Origin of the sequence: Paenibacillus illinoisensis NBRC 15959 (genome assembly GCF_004000925.1) — a bacterium.
GTDB classification, from domain to species: Bacteria; Bacillota; Bacilli; order Paenibacillales; family Paenibacillaceae; genus Paenibacillus; species Paenibacillus illinoisensis.
On record NZ_BIME01000008.1, the window covers coordinates 222,358 to 245,809 of the forward strand.

At 49.4% G+C, this 23,452-nt stretch carries 18 protein-coding genes; 15 read left to right on the top strand and 3 right to left on the bottom strand.

What is annotated here, in order from left to right; all coding sequences use genetic code 11:
- Positions 1-247 precede the first annotated feature (247 nt).
- Entirely contained in the window at positions 248-1,603 is a 1,356-nt protein-coding gene (locus tag PIL01S_RS19875) for a dipeptidase (RefSeq protein WP_127539014.1), read from the bottom strand.
- 218 nt (positions 1,604-1,821) lie between these two features.
- Between PIL01S_RS19875 and PIL01S_RS19880 the strand changes: the two genes are divergently transcribed.
- The 10 genes from PIL01S_RS19880 to PIL01S_RS19925 all read left to right on the top strand — a co-directional run bounded on the left by PIL01S_RS19880 (position 1,822) and on the right by PIL01S_RS19925 (position 17,499).
- Complete coding sequence (locus PIL01S_RS19880; protein ID WP_164764288.1) at positions 1,822-4,224, top strand: AraC family transcriptional regulator; 2,403 nt, start codon at positions 1,822-1,824, stop codon at positions 4,222-4,224.
- 332 nt (positions 4,225-4,556) lie between these two features.
- Positions 4,557-5,486, top strand: a complete 930-nt coding sequence (locus tag PIL01S_RS19885) for an ABC transporter permease (protein ID WP_164764292.1) — start codon at positions 4,557-4,559, stop codon at positions 5,484-5,486.
- A 37-nt stretch (positions 5,487-5,523) separates the two neighbouring features.
- Positions 5,524-6,411 (top strand): carbohydrate ABC transporter permease, encoded by an 888-nt coding sequence (locus PIL01S_RS19890; RefSeq protein WP_095293262.1) that lies wholly within the window; start codon positions 5,524-5,526, stop codon positions 6,409-6,411.
- An 18-nt stretch (positions 6,412-6,429) separates the two neighbouring features.
- The gene (locus PIL01S_RS19895; protein WP_127539017.1) at positions 6,430-7,941 is read left to right on the top strand and encodes an extracellular solute-binding protein; all 1,512 of its coding nucleotides are present in this window, start codon (positions 6,430-6,432) and stop codon (positions 7,939-7,941) included.
- A 206-nt stretch (positions 7,942-8,147) separates the two neighbouring features.
- Entirely contained in the window at positions 8,148-11,486 is a 3,339-nt protein-coding gene (locus PIL01S_RS19900) for a glycosyl hydrolase (RefSeq protein WP_164764289.1), read from the top strand.
- A 25-nt stretch (positions 11,487-11,511) separates the two neighbouring features.
- Positions 11,512-13,173 carry a glycoside hydrolase family 43 protein gene (locus PIL01S_RS19905; RefSeq protein ID WP_174818715.1) on the top strand — a complete coding sequence of 554 codons (1,662 nt, stop codon included), beginning with the start codon at positions 11,512-11,514 and terminating at the stop codon, positions 13,171-13,173.
- Positions 13,151-13,972, top strand: a complete 822-nt coding sequence (locus tag PIL01S_RS19910) for a polysaccharide deacetylase family protein (protein ID WP_127539019.1) — start codon at positions 13,151-13,153, stop codon at positions 13,970-13,972. Before PIL01S_RS19905 ends, PIL01S_RS19910 begins: the two co-directional genes overlap by 23 nt.
- 11 nt (positions 13,973-13,983) lie before the next feature.
- The gene (locus tag PIL01S_RS19915) at positions 13,984-16,209 is read left to right on the top strand and encodes a glycoside hydrolase family 88/105 protein (RefSeq protein WP_127539020.1); all 2,226 of its coding nucleotides are present in this window, start codon (positions 13,984-13,986) and stop codon (positions 16,207-16,209) included.
- 581 nt (positions 16,210-16,790) lie between these two features.
- Positions 16,791-17,222, top strand: a complete 432-nt coding sequence (locus PIL01S_RS19920; RefSeq protein WP_127539021.1) for a hypothetical protein — start codon at positions 16,791-16,793, stop codon at positions 17,220-17,222.
- Positions 17,223-17,241: 19 nt separating this feature from the next.
- Positions 17,242-17,499, top strand: a complete 258-nt coding sequence (locus PIL01S_RS19925; RefSeq protein WP_127539022.1) for a hypothetical protein — start codon at positions 17,242-17,244, stop codon at positions 17,497-17,499.
- Positions 17,500-17,550: 51 nt separating this feature from the next.
- On the opposite strand, the gene PIL01S_RS19930 is transcribed toward PIL01S_RS19925, so the two are convergent.
- Positions 17,551-18,426 (bottom strand): DUF72 domain-containing protein, encoded by an 876-nt coding sequence (locus PIL01S_RS19930; RefSeq protein ID WP_127539023.1) that lies wholly within the window; start codon positions 18,424-18,426, stop codon positions 17,551-17,553.
- Positions 18,427-18,668: 242 nt separating this feature from the next.
- On the opposite strand from PIL01S_RS19930, the gene PIL01S_RS19935 reads away from it, so the two are divergent.
- The 5 genes from PIL01S_RS19935 to PIL01S_RS19955 all read left to right on the top strand — a co-directional run bounded on the left by PIL01S_RS19935 (position 18,669) and on the right by PIL01S_RS19955 (position 22,740).
- Complete coding sequence (locus tag PIL01S_RS19935; RefSeq protein WP_127539024.1) at positions 18,669-19,412, top strand: class I SAM-dependent methyltransferase; 744 nt, start codon at positions 18,669-18,671, stop codon at positions 19,410-19,412.
- Between the two features lie 22 nt (positions 19,413-19,434).
- A complete protein-coding gene (locus PIL01S_RS19940) occupies positions 19,435-20,421 on the top strand; it encodes an MBL fold metallo-hydrolase (RefSeq protein ID WP_127539025.1) in 987 nt (328 codons plus the stop codon).
- 215 nt (positions 20,422-20,636) lie between these two features.
- The gene (locus PIL01S_RS19945; RefSeq protein ID WP_127539026.1) at positions 20,637-20,972 is read left to right on the top strand and encodes a hypothetical protein; all 336 of its coding nucleotides are present in this window, start codon (positions 20,637-20,639) and stop codon (positions 20,970-20,972) included.
- Between the two features lie 26 nt (positions 20,973-20,998).
- Positions 20,999-22,009: an FAD:protein FMN transferase gene (locus tag PIL01S_RS19950; RefSeq protein ID WP_164764290.1), complete on the top strand. Its 1,011-nt coding sequence runs from the start codon at positions 20,999-21,001 to the stop codon at positions 22,007-22,009.
- 77 nt (positions 22,010-22,086) lie between these two features.
- Positions 22,087-22,740 (top strand): ferric reductase-like transmembrane domain-containing protein, encoded by a 654-nt coding sequence (locus tag PIL01S_RS19955; protein ID WP_164764291.1) that lies wholly within the window; start codon positions 22,087-22,089, stop codon positions 22,738-22,740.
- Positions 22,741-22,848: 108 nt separating this feature from the next.
- On the opposite strand, the gene PIL01S_RS19960 is transcribed toward PIL01S_RS19955, so the two are convergent.
- Positions 22,849-23,415 (bottom strand): phosphatidylglycerophosphatase A family protein, encoded by a 567-nt coding sequence (locus tag PIL01S_RS19960; protein WP_127539029.1) that lies wholly within the window; start codon positions 23,413-23,415, stop codon positions 22,849-22,851.
- Positions 23,416-23,452: the final 37 nt, after the last annotated feature.

Genomic DNA, 23,452 nt, shown 5'->3' on the forward strand with positions numbered 1-23,452 from the left:
ACCTCTATCCACATGTAAAGGTAGCCTCAATCGTAAAATCAGTTTGGGCAATTGCTGCAAAAGTAGTGAAGGGAATGAAATCGATTCTGTAGAAGCGGAGCGTTCGCGTTTATCACCTGGATTTCTCCCTTTGATAAAGGGGATCAAAGAAATCAGGGGATAACAGCGATCGAAAGAACGATTCGGAACCGAAACGGCCACGTCAGCACACTGCCCCGCACTTATTTTTCACATGAGTTTTCAAACTCTACAAGCTCTTCAAGAACTGTACGATCGTCAACAACCCTTTATCAAAGTTCTCCAGGTTGAAGTGTTCATTTGGTGCGTGCAGATTCTCATCCGGCAAACCAAAGCCCATCATCACGGCAGGTACGCCGAGGACACGGGAGAGCTTCTCAACGATAGGGATAGAACCGCCATCTTTGGTAAACAGGGCACGAACACCATACACCTGCTCGTAAGCGTCAGCCGCTTTTTGCAGGATCGGATCGGTCGGATCGGTATTGAACGCAAAGGCTTTCTCGATTTGTTTCACATGCAGCGTGGCACCTGGCTGTACGTGTGCACGCAGGTGTGCTTCAATGCGGTCCAGCACTTGTTGCGGGTCTTGGTCGGCAACAAGGCGGCATGTGATTTTGGCATGAGCCTCTTTTGGAATGACCGTTTTGGTACCTTCACCCTGGAAGCCGCCCCATACACCGTTCAGCTCCAGTGTCGGACGTGCGCCAACACGTTCCACGAACGAGTAGCCTTCTTCACCGTACAGTTGCTCCAGTCCAAGATCTTGGCGAAGCTGCTCTTCATTAAAGCCTTGCTTCACGAACTCTTCTCTCATTTCCGGAGAGAGGGGGAGGACGCCATCATAGAAACCATCCACGCTCACGCGGCCTTGCTCATCATGCAGCGAAGCGAGCAGGGATACAAGCGCATGCAGTGCGTTTGGTACACCACCGCCGAAGGAGCCGGAGTGCAGGTCAGTGTTAGCTGTGTTCAGATCCACTTCAAGTGAGCAAAGGCCGCGCAGACCTGTGGAGATCGCCGGTTTTCCTTTTTCGAGCAGGGAAGTATCGGAGATCAATACCATGTCTGCACGAAGCTTGTCCGTATTGTCATTCAGGTAGATCGGCAGGTTCGGGCTGGAGATTTCCTCTTCGCCTTCGATGCAGAACTTCACGTTAATCGGGAGTTCCTTGTTTTCAGCCAGCAGGGCTTCTACTGCTTTGATATGTAAGAAGATCTGTCCTTTGTCATCTGTCGCCCCACGTGCGAACAGTTTTCCGTCCCGAACAGTAGGTTCGAAGGGAGGCGTTTCCCACAGGTTAAGCGGATCGACAGGTTGTACATCATAGTGTCCATAGATCAGTGCTGTTGGTTTGCCAGGAGCATGCAGGTGGTCTGCATAAACAATCGGATGTCCAGCGGTTTGAATAACCTCTACATTTTCCATGCCTGCACGTGTCAGTGCATCTGCCGCCCATTGTGCAGCACGGTTAATATCCTCTTTATGAGCCGAAATGGCGGAAATGCTGGGAATGGACAGCCATTCATTCAGTTCTGCCAGATGTTTTTCTCTATTCTCTTGAAAATAAGCCTGTTCTTTCATTAAAAAAGCCTCCTTCATGTTTTGCTTTATCCTATTGTAATCCATTTTGGCATCTTAATAAAACATTGGTTAAAAAATGATCGGCTGTGTACCGTTCCATTCCGCCGAAAATTGTGAGTATAATACAGGAAACGGATTTCATCCATATTTTCTCAGCAGGGGAGTTGGGGAAGTTCCCATGATAGTCAGACCACATGCAAGCAGGCAGGTGAATGATGATGGAAACGACTAAAAGAGAGAGACTGCCAGGTCGATTGGCGCGTTTCCAAGGGTTCACGCCTCGACGCCACAAAGGACGTTTTTACCGGAATAGCCTGATGATTATTTTGCTCATTGCCAGCATCCCCGGTTTGATTACAGGTATCGTGATGTACCAGCTGGTTGTTGGCAGAATGGAAAATGAATTCAATCGCATGCATCAAAACCAGATCGAGAATCGGGCACGCAATGTGGACGACCAGCTGGCCTACCTGGAGATGACCCTTTCGCATTGGGCCTTTGAACCAAGGTTTGGCAATGCACTGCGAACCCTGGACTTTGTCTATTATTTTAATGAAACGCAGGAGATCGTCACCACTTTATATGTACTGGAAGGGTCGCATCCTCTGATTAAGTCTGCACAGCTGTATTTGCAGGAACCGAAGCCGATCCTGTTTAACCGGGAGTATAACGAATTATTAGATGATGCGAAAATAAAAGCCTATGACCGCTACCTAGCCATGGGCAATCATGTGTACTGGACAGACTGGGTATCAAATGCAAGCATTGAACCAGCAGCTGCCATGAATAGCAGCCTGCTGCATACCGATGCAGGCAACGCGCTGGTTCTGGTACATAAAATCCCGGGCGAACATAATAACCCGTTCGGTGCACTCATCATTACTCTGGACAACGAGAAAGTCGCCAGTTTATTGAAAACGCTTACTCCATATGACGAAGGCCTAACCTTTCTTATGGATCAGGAAGGAAATACGCTGGTCACCGGTAATCCGGGAGGGGGTCAGCAGAATTCCACCTTTGAACAGCAGCTTAAGGAAGAGGTCGCACAGCATGCTGACAGCACGTCTTTTTTGTTCAAATATGAAGATCAGACCTACTCCGTATCCTACGGCTCCTTAAGCCGAATTGATTCCGACTGGACCTATGTCTCCGCTGCACCGCTGACATCTGTGACATCACCGGTGAAGCTGGTATCCAAAATAATTGTCATTGCGAGCGCAGGCAGCCTGCTGCTGGGGCTCATGTTATCCTGGCTTGCTTCCCGGCGGATTTACTCCCCTGTGGCGAGAATGCTTCATCTTCTGACACCAGGCAAACATGAGGCTCATGCCAATCCGAGGCTGGACGAATTCCAGCTGCTGGAACAGCAGTGGAATGAGCTGACTTCCCGGAGCCTTACCGCACATCGTCAATTGCAGGAGCAGCTGCCGCATTTGCGTGACAGCTTTGTACTGCAGCTGGTTCAAGGACACTTATATGCCTACAACGAGGAAGACCTCCAGAAGCGCATGAAGAATCTCGGATTCGAAGTGGAAGGTCAGCAATTTTTGCTGCTGCAAATGTATTTTACGGGTTATGCCCGGCTGCAGGGACGATTTGGAAGCCAGGATACCGGCCTGGTGACCTTTGCAGCTGTAAACATCATTGAAGAGGTGGCCAAAAGCTATTTTAACCAAGTCAGTATGATGAACTTTCATGACCTCTCTTCAGCCATGCTTGTCATTGCACCGAAGAATGTACAGCTCAAGCCGCAGGCATTGCTCTGGGGTCAGGAGCTGGTAGAGGTTATCGGGAAGACGCTAAAAATGAATGTCACGGTCATGATTAGTCACTCCGCTGATTCCTTGCATGAGCTGCCCGGCATCTTTGTTGAGATGGAACAGGCGGTTGCTTATCGCAGCATAGAGGAAGGGAGTCAGATACTCGATCTGGAAGATGAGCAGTGTTTCCGCAGAGCGGAAGAAGCAGCTTATCCGCTGGGCTTGGAACGCGAGATGATTCAGGCGATCAGGCTCGGTAAGCAGGAGGAAGCGGATCGGGTGCTGGAACAATTTATGGGCGAAATCGCCCGGACGGGTAGTACCGAGTTTCAGGTACAGCAGATGATGCTGCAGCTGCTAGGAAGTGTTCAGCATATGATGCTGCAGACGGGGGTAACACCGTATAAGCTGTTCGGAGGATGCAATATGTACGAACGATTGTCAGCAATCCGCGAACCTGCACAGATGAAGCAGTGGATGATGAGCAAGGTACTGGTGCCATATATACAGGAAATCGAGATGAGATCGCAGGAGCCGCTGAAACAGGTGGTGGAACGGACGATGCTGTATATGGATGAGCATTATCGTAACGAAATCTCACTGGAAGGCTGCGCAGATGCAGAACAGATGACTCCCTATGCGCTTAGCAAAGCCTTTAAGCAAGTATCGGGCATGAACTTTATTGATTATTTGACAAAGGTCCGAATGGAGGCGGCCAAACAGCTGCTGCGTGAGACAACGATGAAAATTAATGACATCGCGGCTGCTGTTGGTTATCAGCACAGTTATTTTAATCGCATCTTCAAAAAACAGGAGGGTGTAACGCCAAGCCAGTATCGGGATCAGTGGTTTGGCAAATGATCTGTGTACCACCTTGCTGTCTCACCGGGATCCGAACCATCGGATTCCGGTTTTTCTTGTTGAGAAGGATGCAAACAAAGAAGGATAAGGCTGCAAAAATGTGCAAGGGAGTACAATGCAAAATGTCCAAATAGAAGCGAAAGTGGCGTCATAGCGGGCTTTGTGGCCTCGCCCAGTATGTAAGCAAAAAATGAAGGTTGCCGGAAAAGGGGGCTCTGTATAGTCTGAATTACAAGCTCGATTGATAACGCTTACATAAATGAGGGAGGGGAGAGATTATGAACGGGAAGACCAAATGGAATGGAAATACCACAGCGGCAACCCAGGCGGAAATGGCCACCATGCCGATGAAGCGGGAGTCCAACTGGAAGAGGCAGATCAAGCGCAACAAATGGCTGTACGTGCTTGTGCTTCCCGGATTTCTGTACTTTGTTATCTTTAAATATTTGCCCATGTGGGGAATCGTCATTGCCTTTCAGGACTATCAGCCTTTTCTCGGTATCAAGAACAGTGAATGGGTGGGCATGGAGAACTTTACGACCTTTTTCTCCAATCCAGACTTTTTCCGGTTATTGCGTAACACGCTGGTCCTTGCCATATATGATCTCATATTCTTTTTCCCGGCACCGATCATTATTGCCCTTTTATTAAATGAAATTAGGATCGCGTTCTTCAAAAGAACGATTCAAACGCTGGTGTATGTACCCCATTTCGTGTCCATGGTGATTATCGCCAGTATTACTTACGTATTCCTGACCCCTCAAGGCGGGGTGCTGTACGACCTGATTGCCTGGATAACGGGAAAGCCAATAGATGTATTGTCCAGTCCGGGTTCGTTTCGTCCACTCATTATCATTCAGATGATGTGGAAGGAGATGGGCTGGGGAACGATAATCTTCCTGGCCGCACTCGCAGGCGTGGATACCGAGCAGTATGAGGCTTCCATTGTGGATGGTGCGGGACGGTTGCGACGCATGTGGCACATTACGCTGCCGGCGATCCGCACAACCATTGTGATTCTGCTCATTCTAAGACTGGGAAACTTTTTGGATACGGGATTCGAACAGATTTATCTGATGACCAATTCGCTTAACCGCGACGTGGCCGATGTATTTGATACCTATGTCTATACGGTAGGGATTACGCAAGGGGCATTCAGCTACAGTACCGCAGTAGGATTATTCAAATCGGTCGTGGGTATCATCCTGGTGCTCGGCAGCAATAAACTTGCCAAAAGATTTGGCCATCCGGGGATTTATTAAGCAGGCATTCTGCATGAATTCATAAGGAGGAAAGCCCATGAACAGCCGTCTATACAACAGCCCTGCCGGCAAAGTATTTGATATTTTCAACTACGTCATGCTGGGTATTCTGGGCATACTGACTGTCCTTCCTTTCCTGTATATTATAGGGAATTCGTTCGCGACCGAAGCCGAGATTACGGAACGAAGTTTCTTTCTCATTCCGAAAGTCTTCTCCTTCAGCGCGTATGAGTATATTTTTTCTTCGTCTACCATCTTCCGCAGCATTGGCGTCTCCGTATTTGTGACGGTAGCAGGCACGCTGGTCAATCTGTTCTTCACGCTGACGATGGCTTATCCGCTATCCAGAAGCGACTTCTGGGGACGCAACGTCATGATGAACATGGTGATCTTCTCCATGCTGTTCGGCGGAGGAATGATCCCGACGTATCTCGTCATCCGTGGACTGGGATTGCTCGATTCTTACTGGGCCCTTATGCTTCCTGGCGCAATCAGCGCTTTTAATTTAATCGTTGTCAAAAACTTTTTTCAGCAAATGCCGCCCGGGCTGGAGGAAGCGGCCCGTATCGACGGCTGCTCGGATCTCGGGGTACTCTGGCGAATTGTCCTGCCATTATCCAAACCGGTGATTGCCACGTTTGCGTTATTTTATGCCGTAGGGCATTGGAATAACTTCTTCTCGGCACTCCTGTACATTTCCGACAGTGACAAATGGCCGTTGCAGGTGATGCTGAGGCAGATTGTTCTGCTCTCGCAGGCAAGCGTTGGGGATATGGCCAATATGGATCCCAATTTCGTACAGCCACCGGAACAGTCCATTAAAATGGCTGTCATTGTGGTAGGTACCATTCCGATTTTGCTCGTGTATCCGTTTTTGCAAAAGCATTTTGCCAAAGGTGTCATGTTAGGCTCAATCAAAGGCTAAAGCCAAGGGGGAGAACGTATGGGACAAAAAGCGGGAATCAAAAAAACAGCACTTGTACTTTCGGCAGCATTGTTACTGAGCACGGTTCTGGGAGCTTGCTCCACGGACAAAACCAACGATACGGGCGAAGCGGCTGCAGGTGGAACCGATCAGATCACGATCATGCTTCCGAACTTTGAAGCCGAAAATCCGCCTGAAAACAGTCCGGTAATCCAGAAACTTGAGGAATTAACCAAAGTGGATGTGAATCTGCAATGGGTACCGAGCAGCTCTTATGAGGACAAATTCAACATTACTCTGGCCTCGGGCAAGCTGCCCGACGTGATGGTCGTGCTCGGCAAATCCCCAAGCTTCATTAACGCTGCACGTACCGGGGCTTTCTGGGAGCTGGGGCCTTATCTGAAAGACTACCCGAACTTGAGCCAGATGAACGAAATTATTACGAACAATGCCTCCATTGACGGCAAAACCTACGGCATCTACCGGGGAAGGCCGCTGGGACGTAACGGAATAACGATCCGGAAGGATTGGCTGGAAAATCTGGGTCTGGAAGCACCCAAAAATCTGGACGATCTTTATAATGTGCTAAAAGCATTCACTACAGATGATCCGGATGGCAACGGCAAGGATGATACGTATGGTTTGGTAGCGAGCAAATTTAACGGGCCATGGGACAATATGCAGATCTGGTTTGGTGCGCCCAACAAATGGGGCGATGATGGCAGCGGTAATTTGATTCCGGCACACGAAACACCCGAGTATATGGAAGCACTGAAGTTTTTCCGTCAGATCTACAGTGAAGGTTTGGTGAACAAGGACTTTGCCGTGATGGATGCGACCAAGCTGCCTGATCCGTTTGTCAACGGGCAGGCGGGTGTCATGATTGATGTGGCGGATAACGCACAGCGGATAGAGCAGAAAATTCTGGAGAAGGACCCATCGGCCACAGGGCGGGTGGATGTGCTTCAGGCGGTGGAAGGACCCAAAGGGCTGCGTGACATGCCAACCTCAGGCTACTCCGGTATGATCGCCGTCTCCAAAAGTGGTGTGAAAACGGAAGAAGACCTGAAAAAGGTGCTCGCATTTCTGGATCAATTGAACGAGCCGGAGCTCCAGGCTTTGCTGTCTAATGGTCTGGAAGGCAAGCAATATGAGAAAAAAGGGGAATATGTTGTTCCGACCACCGACAAGCTTGCACTGCGAGATCTGCAGGGTCTGAACCAAATTTTGATGTTCCTTCCGGAAGACCGCGCCTTCCGGGTTGAACCGACGCCGGTGCGTGAGAAGGTGGCAGAGGTACAAAAGGCCAACGAGGAGATCGTTGTTCCCAATCCGGGTGAGCCGTTGATCTCTGATGTTTATGCACAGAAAGGGCCCCAGCTGGATAACATCATCAACGATGCCCGTATCAAATTCATCGTGGGACAGATTGATGAGAAGGGATTCCAGGATGCAATCGCACTGTGGAAGAGCAGTGGCGGTGATGAGTACGTGAAGGAAGTCAACGAACTGTACGCTGCATTGAAGTAGAAGGATACCAGAGCCCGGCAGCCGTACGTAAGTACAACAGAAGCTGTCGGGTATTTCCATCTATATCAATTTTTTAAAACATTTTGTATTTACAGGCTCCCTAACCGCATTTTTTAAGGTATAATCATAGCCAAACAAACGTACATGAACATAAATGAACCGTAATGGAAGAAGAAAAGACTCTTTTTAACAGGGAGGAAAGCGACATGTGGAACGGGGAGGCATTTGCGAATCCCGCCGCGCAGTACCGGATTCATCCGTTCTGGTTTTGGAATGGGGATATGGAGGAAGAGCAGATCCAACGGCAAGTGAATGAAATGTCAGCACAAGGTGTGGGCGGTTTTTTCATTTGTCCGCGTCAGGGGCTTCAGATCCCCTATCTGTCGGATGCTTGGTTTGACAAGGTCCGGATTGCGGTGGAAGCAGCCGAGACCTGTGGCATGCAAGTATGGCTGTATGACGAATACCCTTATCCTAGCGGCATGGCAGGCGGTGAGGTCACCCTGGATTTCCCTGAAGCCAAGCAGCGCCAGCTCGTGCATCAGCGGTTACATGTGCAGGGCGGAGAAGCTGTGAACCATGAGTTACCGTGGGGGCGAATTTTGGTCGCCAAAGCCATACCAAAAGACGCAGAGGGTAACCGATTATGGGATAAGTCTATCGATCTGCGGCACCACATCGGTAATATCCAGACCGATCAGGTATATCAGGAGACGGGTCTCACGTCGTATAATCGCAAGCGATTTTTTACATATCGGACGGCTTTCCGCCTGGTTTGGGACCCCCCGGCAGGGAATTGGGATGTAATCCTGTTTCAGGAAGTGGAGATGGATGATTTCAAATATTACGGCAATTTTGTTGACCCGTGCCATAGGGAAGCGATGAGCCGTTTTATTGAACTTACCCATGACCGATATGCGGCGGCTGTTGGAACACATTTTGACAGCGTTATCAAAGGCATGTTCTCTGACGAAATTGCACCGCTCGGACGTATTCCCTGGTCTCCTCAGCTACCTGCATATTTCCGCGAACGCTGTGGATACAGTCTGATTGATTCGCTTCCTGCCCTGTTATACGGTGATGTTCCGGAGTCGGCCCGTATCCGGTATGACTATTATCAATCGCTTCATCTGCTTCTCAGGGAGTCATACCATCAGCAGGTGCATGACTGGTGCGAAGATGCGGGAATCCAGTATGCCGCAGAAGTTCCCGGGGTACGGATGACGACTCAGTTGTTCAGCCATATGCCCGGGGGAGACTCCGCACATGAGAAGATTGGGCGCCCCTTATCCTGGATTCTGGAACGGTACGGCAAAAGAATGCGTGACAATCCGAAGATGGTCAGCTCCCTGGCCAGACAGCTGGGACGCAGCCGCAATTTGATCGAGTGCTTTCATAGTGTGGGCTGGTCGATGACGCTGCAGGATGCGAAATGGATGATTGACCGGATGGCTGCCATGGGCACGAATTTCTATAATTTCCACGCCTTTTTCTATACGATTGGCGGGTTAACGAAGCATGATGCACCGCCATCCCAGTTTCTGCAGAATCCATACTGGAAGCATTTCCGTCAGCTTGGAGATTACACGGGACGAATAAGTTATCTCATGAGCACGGGGACAGCCGATATTCGGATTGCCGTTCTTGATCCGACGACCACATTCTGGAGCCTGATGGGCAATCCGCTGCATGGGTTTGAATACAGCGGTGAGGATGAATCCGAACGGGCGAGACTGGAGCGGCTTACAAATGATTGGATGCGAATTGGTGTACATCTGCTAGAGAACAGACGTGACTATGACCATCTGGACCCTGAGCTGCTGGCTGAAGCCGAACTTGCGGGTGGAACGATTCAGATTGGTGCTGCCAGATACGAAGTACTTATCCTTCCGCCGATGCTGAACCTGGAGGCGAATGCCTGGAAGCAGGTGAGACGATTTGCTGAGCAAGGAGGAACCGTCATATCCGTCGGACTGCCTCCGTACATTGCAATTCAGGAAGGAAGCCCAGCAGGCAATGAAGCAGCAAACTTCTTCGGTGCAGGGGATCAACCCGAGGAAGAGTATTGGGGTCATGCCGGGGAAACCAGGCAAGGCAGCAGTGAATTAATGTGGCAGCAAGGGAAGGGAGAAGCCTACTTCCTTCCGGTTGGTGCAGGTCAGGGGAATGATTCAACGCTTGAATTAATCTCGCTATTGCTGGACCAGGTGCTGCCAGAGCCTATCTGTTGGATTATGGAGGAAGAGAGTGCCTCCTTGTTAATGCAGACCCGTCAATTATCGGATGGTGAATATATGGTGTTCCTGTCTAACCAAGAGGGTCGGCAATTAAAGGGACAATTGAAGGTTGTTGCCAAGCAGTTATGGAGCAGTACGGATGTCTCATCGTATAAACGTGTGCTGGCAGAGCGGCTTAATCTGGAGACAGGAGAACGGGAAGTCTTGCCGCTGACCAGCAGCGGGGGAGAATGGTGTATTTCACTCGGGGTTGCCGGGTATGAAGCACACGCTGTGCGGCTGACTCTGCAAGCTAAATCTTCTGAGGATATACGGGGTAACCTCGGTCAGACCGAAGTGGCTGCACCCTTCAAGCCTGATGCTGCACATATGCCATCTGCGCCCCTTATTTTACCTGTAGAAGGGCCATGGCGACTGGAGACCATTCAGCCCAATATTCTTCGGATTGGACAGTTCCGTCTTACGGCAACGAATGACAATGGCGTGATCTTGGATACCAAGCATGCAGGCGTTAAGCCTTTTATCGATCAAGCGGCTGAATTGTCGGGACATCATCACTTGCCTGTTCAGTTTAATCAGGTATTTGGCACGCCGAAGAAAGCGGAAATTGCCTATCCGATACAATGCCGGTACACTACAGCTTTTGAACTGGGAACGGCTTTGCCGGAGTGCAGCCTATTTATGGATCGGGCAGCCATTGCAGGCGCTTGGATCATGGAGATCAACGGCCATACGATTGGGCCTGATCAATTCGAGTTTGTTGAGATCACAGATTATACCAACATTGCATGTGATATCAATGAGTGGCTGCACACGGGCTTGAATGAAATAACGATTACGGTACAGGTCACGAAGGATGAGGAAGGAATCCTTGATCCACTTTATTTGCAGGGACGGTTTGGCGTGGAGTTTCATCACGAAGGGATGGTCTCTTTGGTCCGTGAGCCGGATACGGCGATTCGTATCACACCTGAACCACAGCCCCTGTATCCATATTATGCAGGAGAGATGAGCTATAAACGCAGCTTCTGGCTGGATCAGCCTGACGCCGATGCAGAGTCCTTTGAACTTGAATTCAGTGAATGGCTTGTGCAGGATGTGGCGGAGGTTTTGGTCAACGGTCATAGCCTTGGCGTGCGCTGCTGGTCTCCGTATCGCTGGAGTGGAGAAACGTCCTTGCTCCGTTCAGGAGACAACGAGATTGAAGTACGCATCACCAATACGTTGATTGGTCTGCTCGAAGGTACCTATTTTGATTCGGATAGCCATAGTTTGCAAGAGGCTGGTATTGGATTAGTTGAAGAATAAATTTGGAAATGTGGAGGAGACGCATATGAGTACAACCCATTCAGAACAGGAAAAAATGGCTGCCGTCTGGGTCGCGGATCAGGGAGACGGGACGTATCGCAACCCCATATTGCATGCCGATTATTCTGACCCTGACGTCATTCGTGTCGGCGATGATTTTTATATGACTGCTTCAAGTTTCTCGCACATACCCGGGCTGCCCATTTTGCATTCGAAGGATCTGGTGAACTGGAAGCTGGTGCAGTACGCCATTCAGCGGCTGGATCTGGAAGGGTATGATGTACCGCTTCATGGCAAGGGCGTATGGGCACCAAGCATCCGGTATCATGACGGGAAGTACTGGATTTTCTTCAGCACGCCGGATGAAGGCATCTTCATGACAACAGCCGATCACCCCGAGGGCGAATGGTCGCCTCTTCATCTGGTCCATGAGGTGAAGGGCTGGATTGATCCTTGCCCGTTATGGGATGAAGATGGTCAAGCTTATTTGGTTCACGCCTTTGCTAAGAGCCGCGCTGGCATAAAAAGCAAGATTAAGGTGTGCCGCATGGCACCGGATGGAAGCAGGCTCCTGGATGAAGGGCAGATTGTTTTTGACGGTACAGCTCATCACCCTACGATTGAGGGGCCGAAGTTTTATAAGCGGGACGGGTACTACTACATCTTTGCTCCCGCCGGGGGTGTGAAGCCTGGATGGCAAACCGTTTTGCGTTCCAAGCAGGTGTTTGGTCCCTATGAGGATCGGATCGTGATGCATCAGGGAGCTTCCAATGTTAATGGTCCTCATCAGGGGGGATACGTGGAACTGGAATCAGGAGAGTCATGGTTCATTCATTTTCAGGATCGGGATGCATATGGCCGAATCGTTCATCTTCAGCCCATGAAGTGGAACGAAGACGGATGGCCTGTCATTGGCGTAGATCGTGAAGGAAATGGAACAGGTGAGCCTGTGGATGTGTACAACAAACCCGATGTGGGTGCTGCCTATCCGATTGTTGTGCCTGATGTTTCAGATGATTTCCAAAATGAACGCATAGGAGTTCAGTGGCAGTGGCAGGCCAACTCCCGTCCCGAATGGGCAGAGGTTGTTCCGGACAAGGGACTTGTATTACATATGCATCCTTACCCGGAAGGCATACAATCCTTATTCGGCGTTCCGCAGCTGCTTATGCAGAAGCTACCTGCCTCCGCCTTCGAAGCGACAACCAAGCTGACCTTTTTGCCAAAGCAGGAGGGTGACCGAGCGGGGCTCATTGTTTTTGGTGATGATTATGCTTGCCTGAGTCTCTATCAGACTGACACTGGAGCGGTCAGGTTGTCCCTGCTCCGCGGAGCCAAACAGCCAGACAACCATTTGCATGCGGATGAATCGGAAGAAGCCGGACTGGATTGGAGTGAGCATGGTTCACTGGAAACCGGTTGGACCATTCATCTCCGCTTTTCGCTGGAGGAACCTGCTCGCTGCCAGTTTAGCTGGAGTAAGAACGGAGAAGAATTTCAGCCCATTGGTGCACCGTTTACGGCGACAACTGCACTTTGGGTTGGTGCGAAGATGGGGGTATTTGCTCTAAACACGCAATCTGCAAATCGTGGTGGCCAAGGCATTTTTCGATATTTTGAGGTGAAAGAAACGGTGGAAGAACAGGGTAAGGAGGAGGTCCAAGATGGGACATCGCATTCAGTTTGATCGGTATCCTGGCGGTGTGATGAAGGCATTGACGCTCAGTTATGACGACGGTGTGGTTCACGACCGCAGGCTGGTGGAGATTTTTAATCGCTATGGGCTGCGAGGAACATTCAATCTGAACTCAGGGACGCTCGGGAAACCGGGGCGAATTGAGCCGGAGGAAGTCGCTGAACTGTATGCCGGGCATGAAGTGGCTGTGCATACGGTTACTCATCCTACATTGCCTTATGTACCGGATGAGCTGTTGAACGAAGAAATTATGGAGGATCGCCGAGCACTGGAGCAGCTTGTTGGTTATCCGGTGAGGGGAATGGCCTATCCCAATGGAGGGTTTGATCGTGCACTGAGTACCAAACTGGAGTGGTTAGGCTTGGACTATGCCCGGACGGTTGAATCCCACGGCAGATATACGCTGCCTGAACGCCCGCTAGAATGGCACCCGACCTGTCATCATAAAAATGACCTGGCAGCGCATGCCGAGCGTTTTATCCAGCATTCCAAAACGGGTACACCGCTCCTGCTCTATGTTTGGGGACACAGTTACGAATTCAATGATAACGACAATTGGGAGATCATTGAGCAGTTTGGCGAGCAGATCGGCGGAAGGGACGATATTTGGTACGCGACGAATTTCGAGATCATTGCCTATTGGAAAGCGGTCAAACGACTGGAATGTTCAGCAGACCGATCCATTATCCATAATCCATCGGCCATATCCGTCTGGTTCACGGCAGATCAGCAGGTCATTGAAGCGCGTGCAGGGGAGACATTGCGTTTAACCGAACGAATTAAGGTATAGGGAAGGGGCTGATGATCATTCGTTATTTTCATGCAAACGAGTCGATTGCAGGTAAGGTGCATCATTCAATTCCGGATATTCTGACGACGGTGGCCCAGCGTTATATCGGCGATCATCCCAAACATTCTTTTCTGTTCCGAGCCTACCACCGTGGAGGTTTCCGCAGACTGGGGGATTACCGTTACGATCTGAACCTGGACGACAAGTGGCCGGAAGCGTGTGCAGGGCAGTACGTATACGTATGGGGAAAATTATGGAGCCAGCAGGAGACTACGCTGAACACTGGCCTGAACTGCTACAGTCCGGTAACGATCTATGTCAACGGGGAAGAGGCTTTCAAATCCGAGCTGCTGCAGGAGTTATTCCCCGAGCGAAGAACCCAGATTCCAATTCACGTAAAGGTTGGCTGGAATGACGTCTTGCTTTGTTTTGTCAAAACCGAGGTTGGATTCGGCGGTATTTATGGTACCGCTTCCTTCAAGAATTTCCCGCTTCATTTCCTCACTCCGGGAGTGAATCGGCAAGGTCAGGAGGGCTGGTTGTATTCCGAGCCTCTTGATGAACCCGTAACTTCGATTCCCCATAACGGAATGACGGAAGAAGAAACAGGGCTTTCCTGGTACCCACGAAGAGAATGGACAGAAGTAGAACGGGAGGCCGGCTCTTTCGCGAGGATCTTTGGTACAGAACAACCGGGCGTTGCCTACGCGTGGACCAAGCTGGATGTAACATTGCCGGAATCATCTTCTGTAGTATTGCAAGGTCAGCATGAAGGTGCCCTTCATTTGTACCTGGACGGTAAGGAAGTATATACCTCAGACAAAAGTGGACCTTATCGCGTGGAACTGCCGCGCCGCTATGGATTATCCGATCTGGTGGCACGAGGGGAAACCAAGGCCGGGGAGGGTCATTGGGGGTTCACGCTGGAATCGCCCGGGGTCTCGGGTTCAGCTGGCTGGAGATTAAGCTCTCCGCATTCGGTTGCCGGCAGTTCTGACGTATGGCTGTATACCGGGAAATTTACTCCGGGTTCTGCACCTTCACCCACAGATATTGTCGTGACCGATACTGTGTTTGATGATGGATCGAAAGGAGTCTATTGGCATGTGGATCAGCCGAATACGAGTGTTCGCCCATATCTCGAAAATACACATTACGGAAAATGGAACTATCCATTAGGGGTTACGCTGCTTGGACTTCTGCGTATCGGACAGGAGCTGAATCGTGACGATTACATCCAGTATGTTCGTGATCATATCGGCCTGAGTACTTCGTTCGACCGTTATGGTCTATGGGATCGGGAAACCTACGGTGCAGCGGGAATTAACAACCAGTTGTCTGCGATCGACAGTCTGGACGATTGTGGTTCGTTCGGATCAACGCTGCTGGCTGCGATGGAACTGGGTGACATTCGCGGGGGCCGAGATACGGCAGATCGGATTGCCCGCTACATTACGGATGAGCAGGAACGGCTGGAGGCTGGAGCCTTTTATCGTGTTCGCGGAAGCGGAGAGATGCGTCACGAAACGATGTGGTGTGATGATCTGTACATGAGCACACCATTCCTGATGCGTTATGGACAACTGACGGGCGATACGGCGTATTGGGATGATGCCATTAACCAGTTCCTGTTGTTCCGTCAATATCTCTATATTCCTGAGCAGCAGATCATGTCGCATGTGTATGATTTTGTACGTGGACGGGCAACAGGCATCCCGTGGGGGCGTGGAAACGGGTGGGTTCTCTTCTCCCTGACCGAGCTATTAAGCATTCTGCCTCAGGATCATGCAAGGCGTTCGGAATTGCTGAGTTTCTACCGTGATCTGTGTCAGGGATATTTGGCGCTGCAAGGGGAAAATGGCCTGTGGCATCAGGTGCTGAACCGTCCGGACACCTATGAGGAAACCTCATGCACGTCGATGTTCATCTACGCTTATGCCCGTGGAATTCGCGAGGGATGGCTTGAGACACCTGCGCCATATCTGGAAGCTGTCCGCAAAGGATGGGAAGGCATGGCAAGGCTGTCCATTGACTACAAAGGCAATATATATGGTGTATGCCGTGGGTCGGGTTATTCCTTTACCGCGCTCTATTATCGGGACGATCTGGGCTGGATTCTGAACGATACTCACGGGATCGGCATTGTACTCCTGGCAGGGATTGAAGTGCATAAAATGAACCGGCAGCTCAGCGAGATGGACGTTACTGAAGAAGAGGGCACGATGCAGAAGGCTTGAGGAGTTAACATAAGCTTCAGAGTGGATGGAGGCTATTTTAGGGATTTCCTAAAATAGTCTTTTTCTTTCTCATTTATTAAACATTCAGCTATGTGAATTTTTGAAACGAAAGAGGGGATTTGATTATAAGCTCACAGAATATATGTAGAAATACTACAGTACCCTGGACTTAGGGGCTTGAAGGGTAGAAGGAGGGATTTTTATAGAACTACAGAAGAAGATGAGTGCTTTAATTCAAGAGTTGAACTTTGAAAAGGTTATTGTAAATGGCAGCACATTGTTATTTCACTCTGGTATCTATTACAAAATAACCCTCGTTAAAGGACTGAACTCTTATGTCCTGGAATTCGCAACTAGTTACGATGAGGCGATAAAGAATATGTTTGAGGATGGTGACGTCTATCCTATTTCATTAGGTGAAGATCAACTAATCAATGAGTTACGTCATGATTTATTAAAATATTATATAAACATGTAGTTTACTGCGTAATTATATTTTGTGAAAGTTCCAAAGCGGCTGGGGCTCAATATAAAGAGAATGGTTCCAGAGAGCACATATCATTAATTTGGAGGGGATCCGTATGTCTATTTCATCCTCTATAGAGATAGCTTTATCAAAGCCAGTCGCGAGAATGATTATTCTCCAAAAACTCGAAGAATTCGGCTGGTCATATAACGATCATGGAAAAGTAACCTTTCTGCCGGTTGGGGACGTAGATGACTTTGATTGGCAGCATGAATGTATTCCTTTAGAAGAACTGTTTAAGATATTAGCCGAAAAGGATAATCAAAAAGAGTTAATTGGAGTGGTTATGACTTGGAGAGATACAAATATAGGGGGGACATTTTTAGTTAGAGAGAATGGTACCATAATTATGAGTCCTCATATCAATCGAAGAATCCTTAATGTAGAGAGTTGCAACAAAATCACGGATATAAACTGGTATATGACTAAACTAGTACCTGTATTTGGTCCATTACTTGAGTCCATTTCTTACGAAGAACATGTTTAGAGATCAGGGGGATCAAAATATGGCTAGATTTCAGTGTAAATGTGGCGTAACGCTCTCCAACTCAAAAGCCCCAAATGATGTTGAGTTGACAGTATACACAGATAAGGAATGGGACGATATTATTAATCAAGGTGACTTCATTGATCCTATATATATACCATTCCCTCGGTATGATGTGTGGAGATGTAATAGTTGTGAAAGGATTTATGTTTTTGATGGAAATACAGTAGTTAAAACCTATATTTTAGAACAGAGCGATCTCGGTAATCTAAAATAATTTCACCTCCAATCGATATGTCACTGTATATAATGGTCGTGCCCAGATTTTTTAAAATAGCTCCAGCTGCTCAGGCCCATCCTCTTCCTCGTCAGGTGTGCGATCAGGGAATGGTCGGATAGGCATTTCCAGCAGCTCCATCATCATTTGCGCATTGGCTGCTGCATCGCCACCCGAATTGTTATTGAAAATCACATAGACATCCTTACTCTGCTCGTGCAGCTGTTCCAGATATCCTTTCCATTCCATCAACTCTTCCTTGTTGTACCGGTACAAGTAACGGGTCTCCCGCCAATTGGGTGCACCGTTCTGGTGCCAACCAGACACATTGCGTCCGTGCATCCGCACGAGCGTCATCTCCGAATCCGTCGCCTGCGGTACAATCGGAATGGAGCCTGAGCCCGCTTGCGGCTCGTCACAGACACTGTGAATCCAGCCCTGTTCCCGCAAAAAGGTGAGTGTTCGTTCGCGCATGCCATCCTCGTACCAGCTTCGATGGCGAAACTCGAGTGCACACGGAATGCCTTCCATTCGTAGTCTCACCTCACGCAGCTCGTTAACATTATCACGATTGCAGTCAAACCACGGCGGATATTGGAACAGGGCCGCCTGCATTTTGCCGGCTTCCATTACCGGCTCCAACGACTCCCGAAAAGCCTTGTACATGTCTGAGGTACTGGTGAAATAAGGTTTGCCCCTTAGATGCCCGGTCATCCCCTGATATGCTTTGACGATAAACGAAAAGTCATCCGGTGTCTCAGCTGCCCAGCGTGCCATCCGGTCCCGAGGCTGTACAGCATAGAAGGAACTGTCGACCTCTACGGTTGAAAAGTACTGTCCATATAAACGAAGCTTGTCCTTGGCTTTGGAACGATCGGGATACAGATCATCATGATCTCCCCATCCTGTGAGTCCAATATGAATCATAAATAACACCTCCTGCTGTTCTGTCTCTAAAGCTTATATATAGTTAACCGGTTTGCGGGCACGTGACTATGTTTAACATTATATAGGGCGAATTCAGGTCGTTCAATGAACGGAAGCCGCTGGAAATCTTTGAGTTTGAAGAATAAAGAAGATACAATTACTACAAGCTTAGGTATGATCAGCCCTATATCAAGTACGTTACAGAGAGAACAGGGCCATTGACCATGTGGAGGGCGATACGAATGACGGAATGGTATGAAGATAGCTTTGGAGAAGACTACCTTCTCGTATACAAGCACAGGGATGTGCAGGGAGCATATGAAGAAGTACATAAAATGATTAATTGGTTAAAACTGGAGCCGCAGGCACGGGTCCTGGATCTATGCTGCGGTATGGGACGGCATTCCTTGGCTCTGGCAGACGCAGGCTTCCGGGTCACCGGAATTGACCTGTCGGATGTGCTTCTGCGTGAAGCGCGCCAGATGGACACCGAGAATCGGGTGGAATGGATTCATGCCGACATGCGTAATCTGCCGCTCCAAGGTGGATTTGATGCGGTAGTCAACCTGTTTACATCGTTCGGTTATTTTCGTGAGGATGGTGAGCAGCTCAAAGTGCTTCAGGGCATCCGTCATATGCTGAAGCCTGGCGGCAGCTACATTATTGATTTTATGAACACGGCTTACGTAACCCGTCATTTGGTTCCGCACTCCAAACGAGAGACGGAAGGACATCGTATTGAGGAGTTTCGCCAGATCAAGGACGGATTTGTGCAGAAGGAAATTCACATTACCGATTCCGGGTCCAGTCAGAAACCCCGGATTCATGAGGAACGTGTCAAGCTATACACCCGTGAACAATTGAGTGATATGCTGCAGGAGGCGGGGCTTGTGGTAGATCAGGTTCATGGAGGTTATGACGAAGAGGAATATGATGAGCAGGATTCCCCGCGCATGATTTTTGTTGGTCATCGGCCTGTGGAGTAAGAGCAGCAGGGAGGAGAAGAAAATGAAACGAACGGAAGCAATCAGCATGCCAGAGGGCATGCATCGGCTCCAGATCACGATGTCTTTCCCGCTGCGATGGGTGAACAGTTATGTGCTCTATGATGCTGATGGAAGGATAACCGTGGTTGATCCAGGCCCACGTAACCAGGGAACAGAACAGGAATGGCAGGAAGCTCTAACCAATCTGGGATTGTCTTTTCAGGACATTAGCCAAATAGTATTGACCCACCATCATCCAGATCATCTTGGCTTGTCAGGCTGGATGCAGCAGAAGTCGGGCGCGCCTGTACGCATGTCTGCCAGGGCACGTCAAGAGGCAGATTACATGTGGTGCCCGAGTGCAACCATTGATGTGGTACTGCCTGAATATTATCGCCAACATGGAATGCCGGATGAGAAGACCATACAGATCCGTGAACATATGAAGGGATTTATCTCTCAGATCACCCCCTTGCCGGATGTGACGTTCATTGAAGATGGGGAGTGGCTGGATATGGGCGGCAAAAGGTGGGTAGCGATCGAGACAGGTGGACATGCCCCAGGGCATCTATCCTTTTATGCACCAGAATCCAGTGAAATATTGTGCGGTGATGCCGTACTGCCACAGATTTCGCCCAATATCAGCTTGCAGCCGGGAAGTGATGCCCAGCCATTGTTATCTTATCTTCAGGGGCTGCATCGTCTAGGGAGTTTGGCTGTCGAGAAGGCATATCCGGGGCATCGAAATCCATTCAGCCATTTCACGGACCGAACCTCTCATCTGCTAGCCCACCATGAGGAGCGGCTTCAGAAGATGGATGAACATATTGCTCAGCACCCGTCGAACGGGTATGACGTTTGTGTTTCCTTGTTTGGTGATCGATTGGGCACACATCAGCTGCGCTTTGCCATGAGCGAAACGCTCGCTCATCTTCAGGAGTTGATCCGGCGGGGGCAAATTACGCAGGAACAGAGAGCGGATGGATCATTTTTTTTCAAAAAAGCATAACGGAGTTAGTTCAAAAATAGGAAAAGCAAAAGCAATTATTCATAAGGCTAAGGCTCTGCAGTGGGAGAACGTCTCCCGTTCAGGGCCTATTTTGTGTATATGAAATCGGAGGAAATGGAAAGCTTTAACCTTTCTTAACGGTTCATTCATCTGCTTTTAATCCAGGGCCCATAAGATAAGTGCATGAACTTCGCCAGAGAAAGTAGGGAAGAGCGATGAACAGAAAGAAACGAAATCAATGGAGAAAATGGCAAGCCACAGCGATGGCCACATTAGCGGTGGCTGCACTCTTTCAATATGTGAGATCCTCTGATGCCTTTGATGTTGCACATGCAGCAGCCAATGGAACAGATACCGATAGCTTACCTGCAAGTCAGTCGAATACCCGAGACGATGTGATGGATGAATGGACAGGCAGCTTTGTTCCGAATCAGGAAGAGGAACATGGAGACCGGAGCAGATCCTATGGCCGGAACTTCGGTCAGTCTGATGGTGAGTCTGACTTCGGAACTGGCAGTGGCAGTTACCAGTCACGCACAGGTGCATCATGAGTCCCGCTTACGAGACCACGTGTCCGTTGAAGTTCAGATTTCGTTCCATGAATACGGATGTGGAGGTTCAGCTGGTAGCTGCCGGACATGAGGAAGCTGAGCATGCCGCAGCGCTCGTAAAAAACTGGTTTGAAACACAAGAGCAGCGCTTCAGTCGGTTTATATCCAATAGTGAATTGAATCGTCTGAATCGTTCTGTGGGATGGATGCCTGTTTCTGCTGCCATGGATGAGGTATTGAGTTTGGCATACGGATATATAGGTCAGACGGAAGGGATTTTTCAACCGGGCATTTCAAAAGCTCTTCGGCAACAGGGATATGATGTCAGCTTCGATCAGATCGGGCAGCAAGAGCGAGGCATAACGCAGTCGCTGCAGCATACCTTAACAACGGTTGCCGCACTAATTCCGGAGGAGGAGTACGATTATACCTTCCCAGGATGGATGCACAGAGAGGGCAGCCGGATGGTGCATCTGGATCCTGGGATTGAACTGGACCTGGGCGGCATTGTGAAAGGCTGGGCAACGGAACGTATTGCCGATTGGCTGCAGCGCACGCTTCACATTCCTGCAGGCATGATTAATGCGGGAGGAGATATTCAGATGTGGGGTACACCTGCCTCTTCTGCATGGACTGTTTATATCAAGGATCCTATGCTGGATAAACGCAATCTGACAGGAAGCATTCAGTTACACTCCGGTGCGGTTGCGACTTCAGGAATTGCACGAAGACAGTGGCAGCAGGCGGATGGAAGTCTGTCCCATCATTTGATTGACCCGCGGACAATGAAGCCGGCTGATACGGATGTGGTACAATGCACCGTTGTAGGCCAGCATGTCTCGCAATGCGAGATTATCGCGAAGACCGTCTGTATCCTGGGAAGTGCTGAAGCGATGGGCTGGCTGAACAGGCATTATGACCGGCATGATGTTTTATGGATGACCCGGGAAGGTAAATTCTGGTTCAGAGGGGATATGGATGCACTCGAAGAGCGGTGGCCAGGCTTTGAACCGGACCACTGCTTCAGCCTTATTTAAAGATAAATATTTTGCATGCAGTTATATTGACGCATAGTGATGAAACGATAAGTCTATCAGATATGGGGGAGCCGGCTATGGCACAATGGATTGTTGATTATGTACCGACGTGGAATATCATTCGTATTAGCGGGATAGCCGCTTATCTGCTGCTCTTTGCAGGTGTCTTTCTGGGAATTGCCCAAGGGATGCCTACCGCCAAAGGCAAACCCAAAGCCACTATGTACCAGTGGCATACCCGGACGACCTGGCTTGCCTTTGGACTTGGTATCCTGCATGCACTAACCCTGTATATCGACCATTACAGTCCATTTACCTGGAGTGAACTGCTTATTCCGTTTAGTGCCTCAGTACATCCGGTTGGCAGCGGGCTTGGGACGTTATCCTTTTACGCCTTGCTGATCGTGCTGCTCTCCAGTGATCTGCGTAATAAACTGGGCCGCAAATGGTGGTTTATGTTCCACATGCTGTCTTATCCTGCATTTATCGGTTTGCTGGTCCATGGCATGATTACAGGTTCCGATTCGGGGAATGTACTGATGCGTTTAATGTACGTCTTTACCGGCTTGTCCATCCTTGGCATTACGGTGCTGCGGGGGCTTCTGCGTGAACGCAAGGGACCGCAAATCACGATTGGACCCAATCGTTCACAGTCACAGCCAGCCATGGAACGCACATGGGGTGAAGCATACGGACTCGTTGGTGCGGGGAGACAGGAACGGTTAAAATAGGCGTGATAACACCTGATGTATATACGAAAAAGAAGCGGCCCAAGGGCCGCTTTTTTCCATGAGCTCGTCCTTTATGGACATGTCTCATTTCCATATGACAAATGGGGGTTAAACGACATCATCACTGACCGGTTTCTGACCTAACGCTTCTTCCAGCTCCGACTGTTTGCGGTGAGCGATTCGGCTGCTTGCTGCCGAGGCTATGGCCCCGACAATATCATCCAGAAACGTATGTACAGGTCCCAGGCTTTTATCGTTCAGCCGTTCAAGTACACCAGGCTTAAGCTTGTCTACATAACCGTAATTCGTGAACCCGATGCTGCCATATACATTGACGATGGAAAAGGCAAGAATCTCATCCACGCCGTACAGCCCTTCATCATTCTCGATCATCTCCTGCAGAGGCGAAATGAGTTGACCCTTCTCTGCGAGCAGATCCAGCTGAATGCCTGTCAGAACGGCGTTCTGCACTTCGCGCTTGCGAAGAACCTTCTCCACGTTATCGATGCATTCTTCCATCGTAAGATCCGGATAGTACTTTTTCTGCAATAGCATGACCAGTTCTGCGATCTCTGGGATCGTGACGCCCCGCTTGTGCAGCCATTCCCTTGTAGCGTCCGCGACTTTGCGGCTGTTCAGGCTGTAAGGGATTTTTTCTTGTTCTGGATGTTCCATGGGCGATTCCTCCTCTGAAGTTAGCAATGTCCCTACA

What these genes read in the sequence shown, in the direction of transcription:
- PIL01S_RS19875 (WP_127539014.1), bottom strand. Translation starts at nt 1,603, where the DNA reads ATGAAAGAACAGGCTTATTTTCAAGAGAATAGAGAAAAACATCTGGCA.
- PIL01S_RS19880 (WP_164764288.1), top strand. Translation starts at nt 1,822, where the DNA reads ATGGAAACGACTAAAAGAGAGAGACTGCCAGGTCGATTGGCGCGTTTC.
- PIL01S_RS19885 (WP_164764292.1), top strand. Translation starts at nt 4,557, where the DNA reads ATGGCCACCATGCCGATGAAGCGGGAGTCCAACTGGAAGAGGCAGATC.
- PIL01S_RS19890 (WP_095293262.1), top strand. Translation starts at nt 5,524, where the DNA reads ATGAACAGCCGTCTATACAACAGCCCTGCCGGCAAAGTATTTGATATT.
- PIL01S_RS19895 (WP_127539017.1), top strand. Translation starts at nt 6,430, where the DNA reads ATGGGACAAAAAGCGGGAATCAAAAAAACAGCACTTGTACTTTCGGCA.
- PIL01S_RS19900 (WP_164764289.1), top strand. Translation starts at nt 8,148, where the DNA reads ATGTGGAACGGGGAGGCATTTGCGAATCCCGCCGCGCAGTACCGGATT.
- PIL01S_RS19905 (WP_174818715.1), top strand. Translation starts at nt 11,512, where the DNA reads ATGAGTACAACCCATTCAGAACAGGAAAAAATGGCTGCCGTCTGGGTC.
- PIL01S_RS19910 (WP_127539019.1), top strand. Translation starts at nt 13,151, where the DNA reads ATGGGACATCGCATTCAGTTTGATCGGTATCCTGGCGGTGTGATGAAG.
- PIL01S_RS19915 (WP_127539020.1), top strand. Translation starts at nt 13,984, where the DNA reads ATGATCATTCGTTATTTTCATGCAAACGAGTCGATTGCAGGTAAGGTG.
- PIL01S_RS19920 (WP_127539021.1), top strand. Translation starts at nt 16,791, where the DNA reads ATGTCTATTTCATCCTCTATAGAGATAGCTTTATCAAAGCCAGTCGCG.
- PIL01S_RS19925 (WP_127539022.1), top strand. Translation starts at nt 17,242, where the DNA reads ATGGCTAGATTTCAGTGTAAATGTGGCGTAACGCTCTCCAACTCAAAA.
- PIL01S_RS19930 (WP_127539023.1), bottom strand. Translation starts at nt 18,426, where the DNA reads ATGATTCATATTGGACTCACAGGATGGGGAGATCATGATGATCTGTAT.
- PIL01S_RS19935 (WP_127539024.1), top strand. Translation starts at nt 18,669, where the DNA reads ATGACGGAATGGTATGAAGATAGCTTTGGAGAAGACTACCTTCTCGTA.
- PIL01S_RS19940 (WP_127539025.1), top strand. Translation starts at nt 19,435, where the DNA reads ATGAAACGAACGGAAGCAATCAGCATGCCAGAGGGCATGCATCGGCTC.
- PIL01S_RS19945 (WP_127539026.1), top strand. Translation starts at nt 20,637, where the DNA reads ATGAACAGAAAGAAACGAAATCAATGGAGAAAATGGCAAGCCACAGCG.
- PIL01S_RS19955 (WP_164764291.1), top strand. Translation starts at nt 22,087, where the DNA reads ATGGCACAATGGATTGTTGATTATGTACCGACGTGGAATATCATTCGT.
- PIL01S_RS19960 (WP_127539029.1), bottom strand. Translation starts at nt 23,415, where the DNA reads ATGGAACATCCAGAACAAGAAAAAATCCCTTACAGCCTGAACAGCCGC.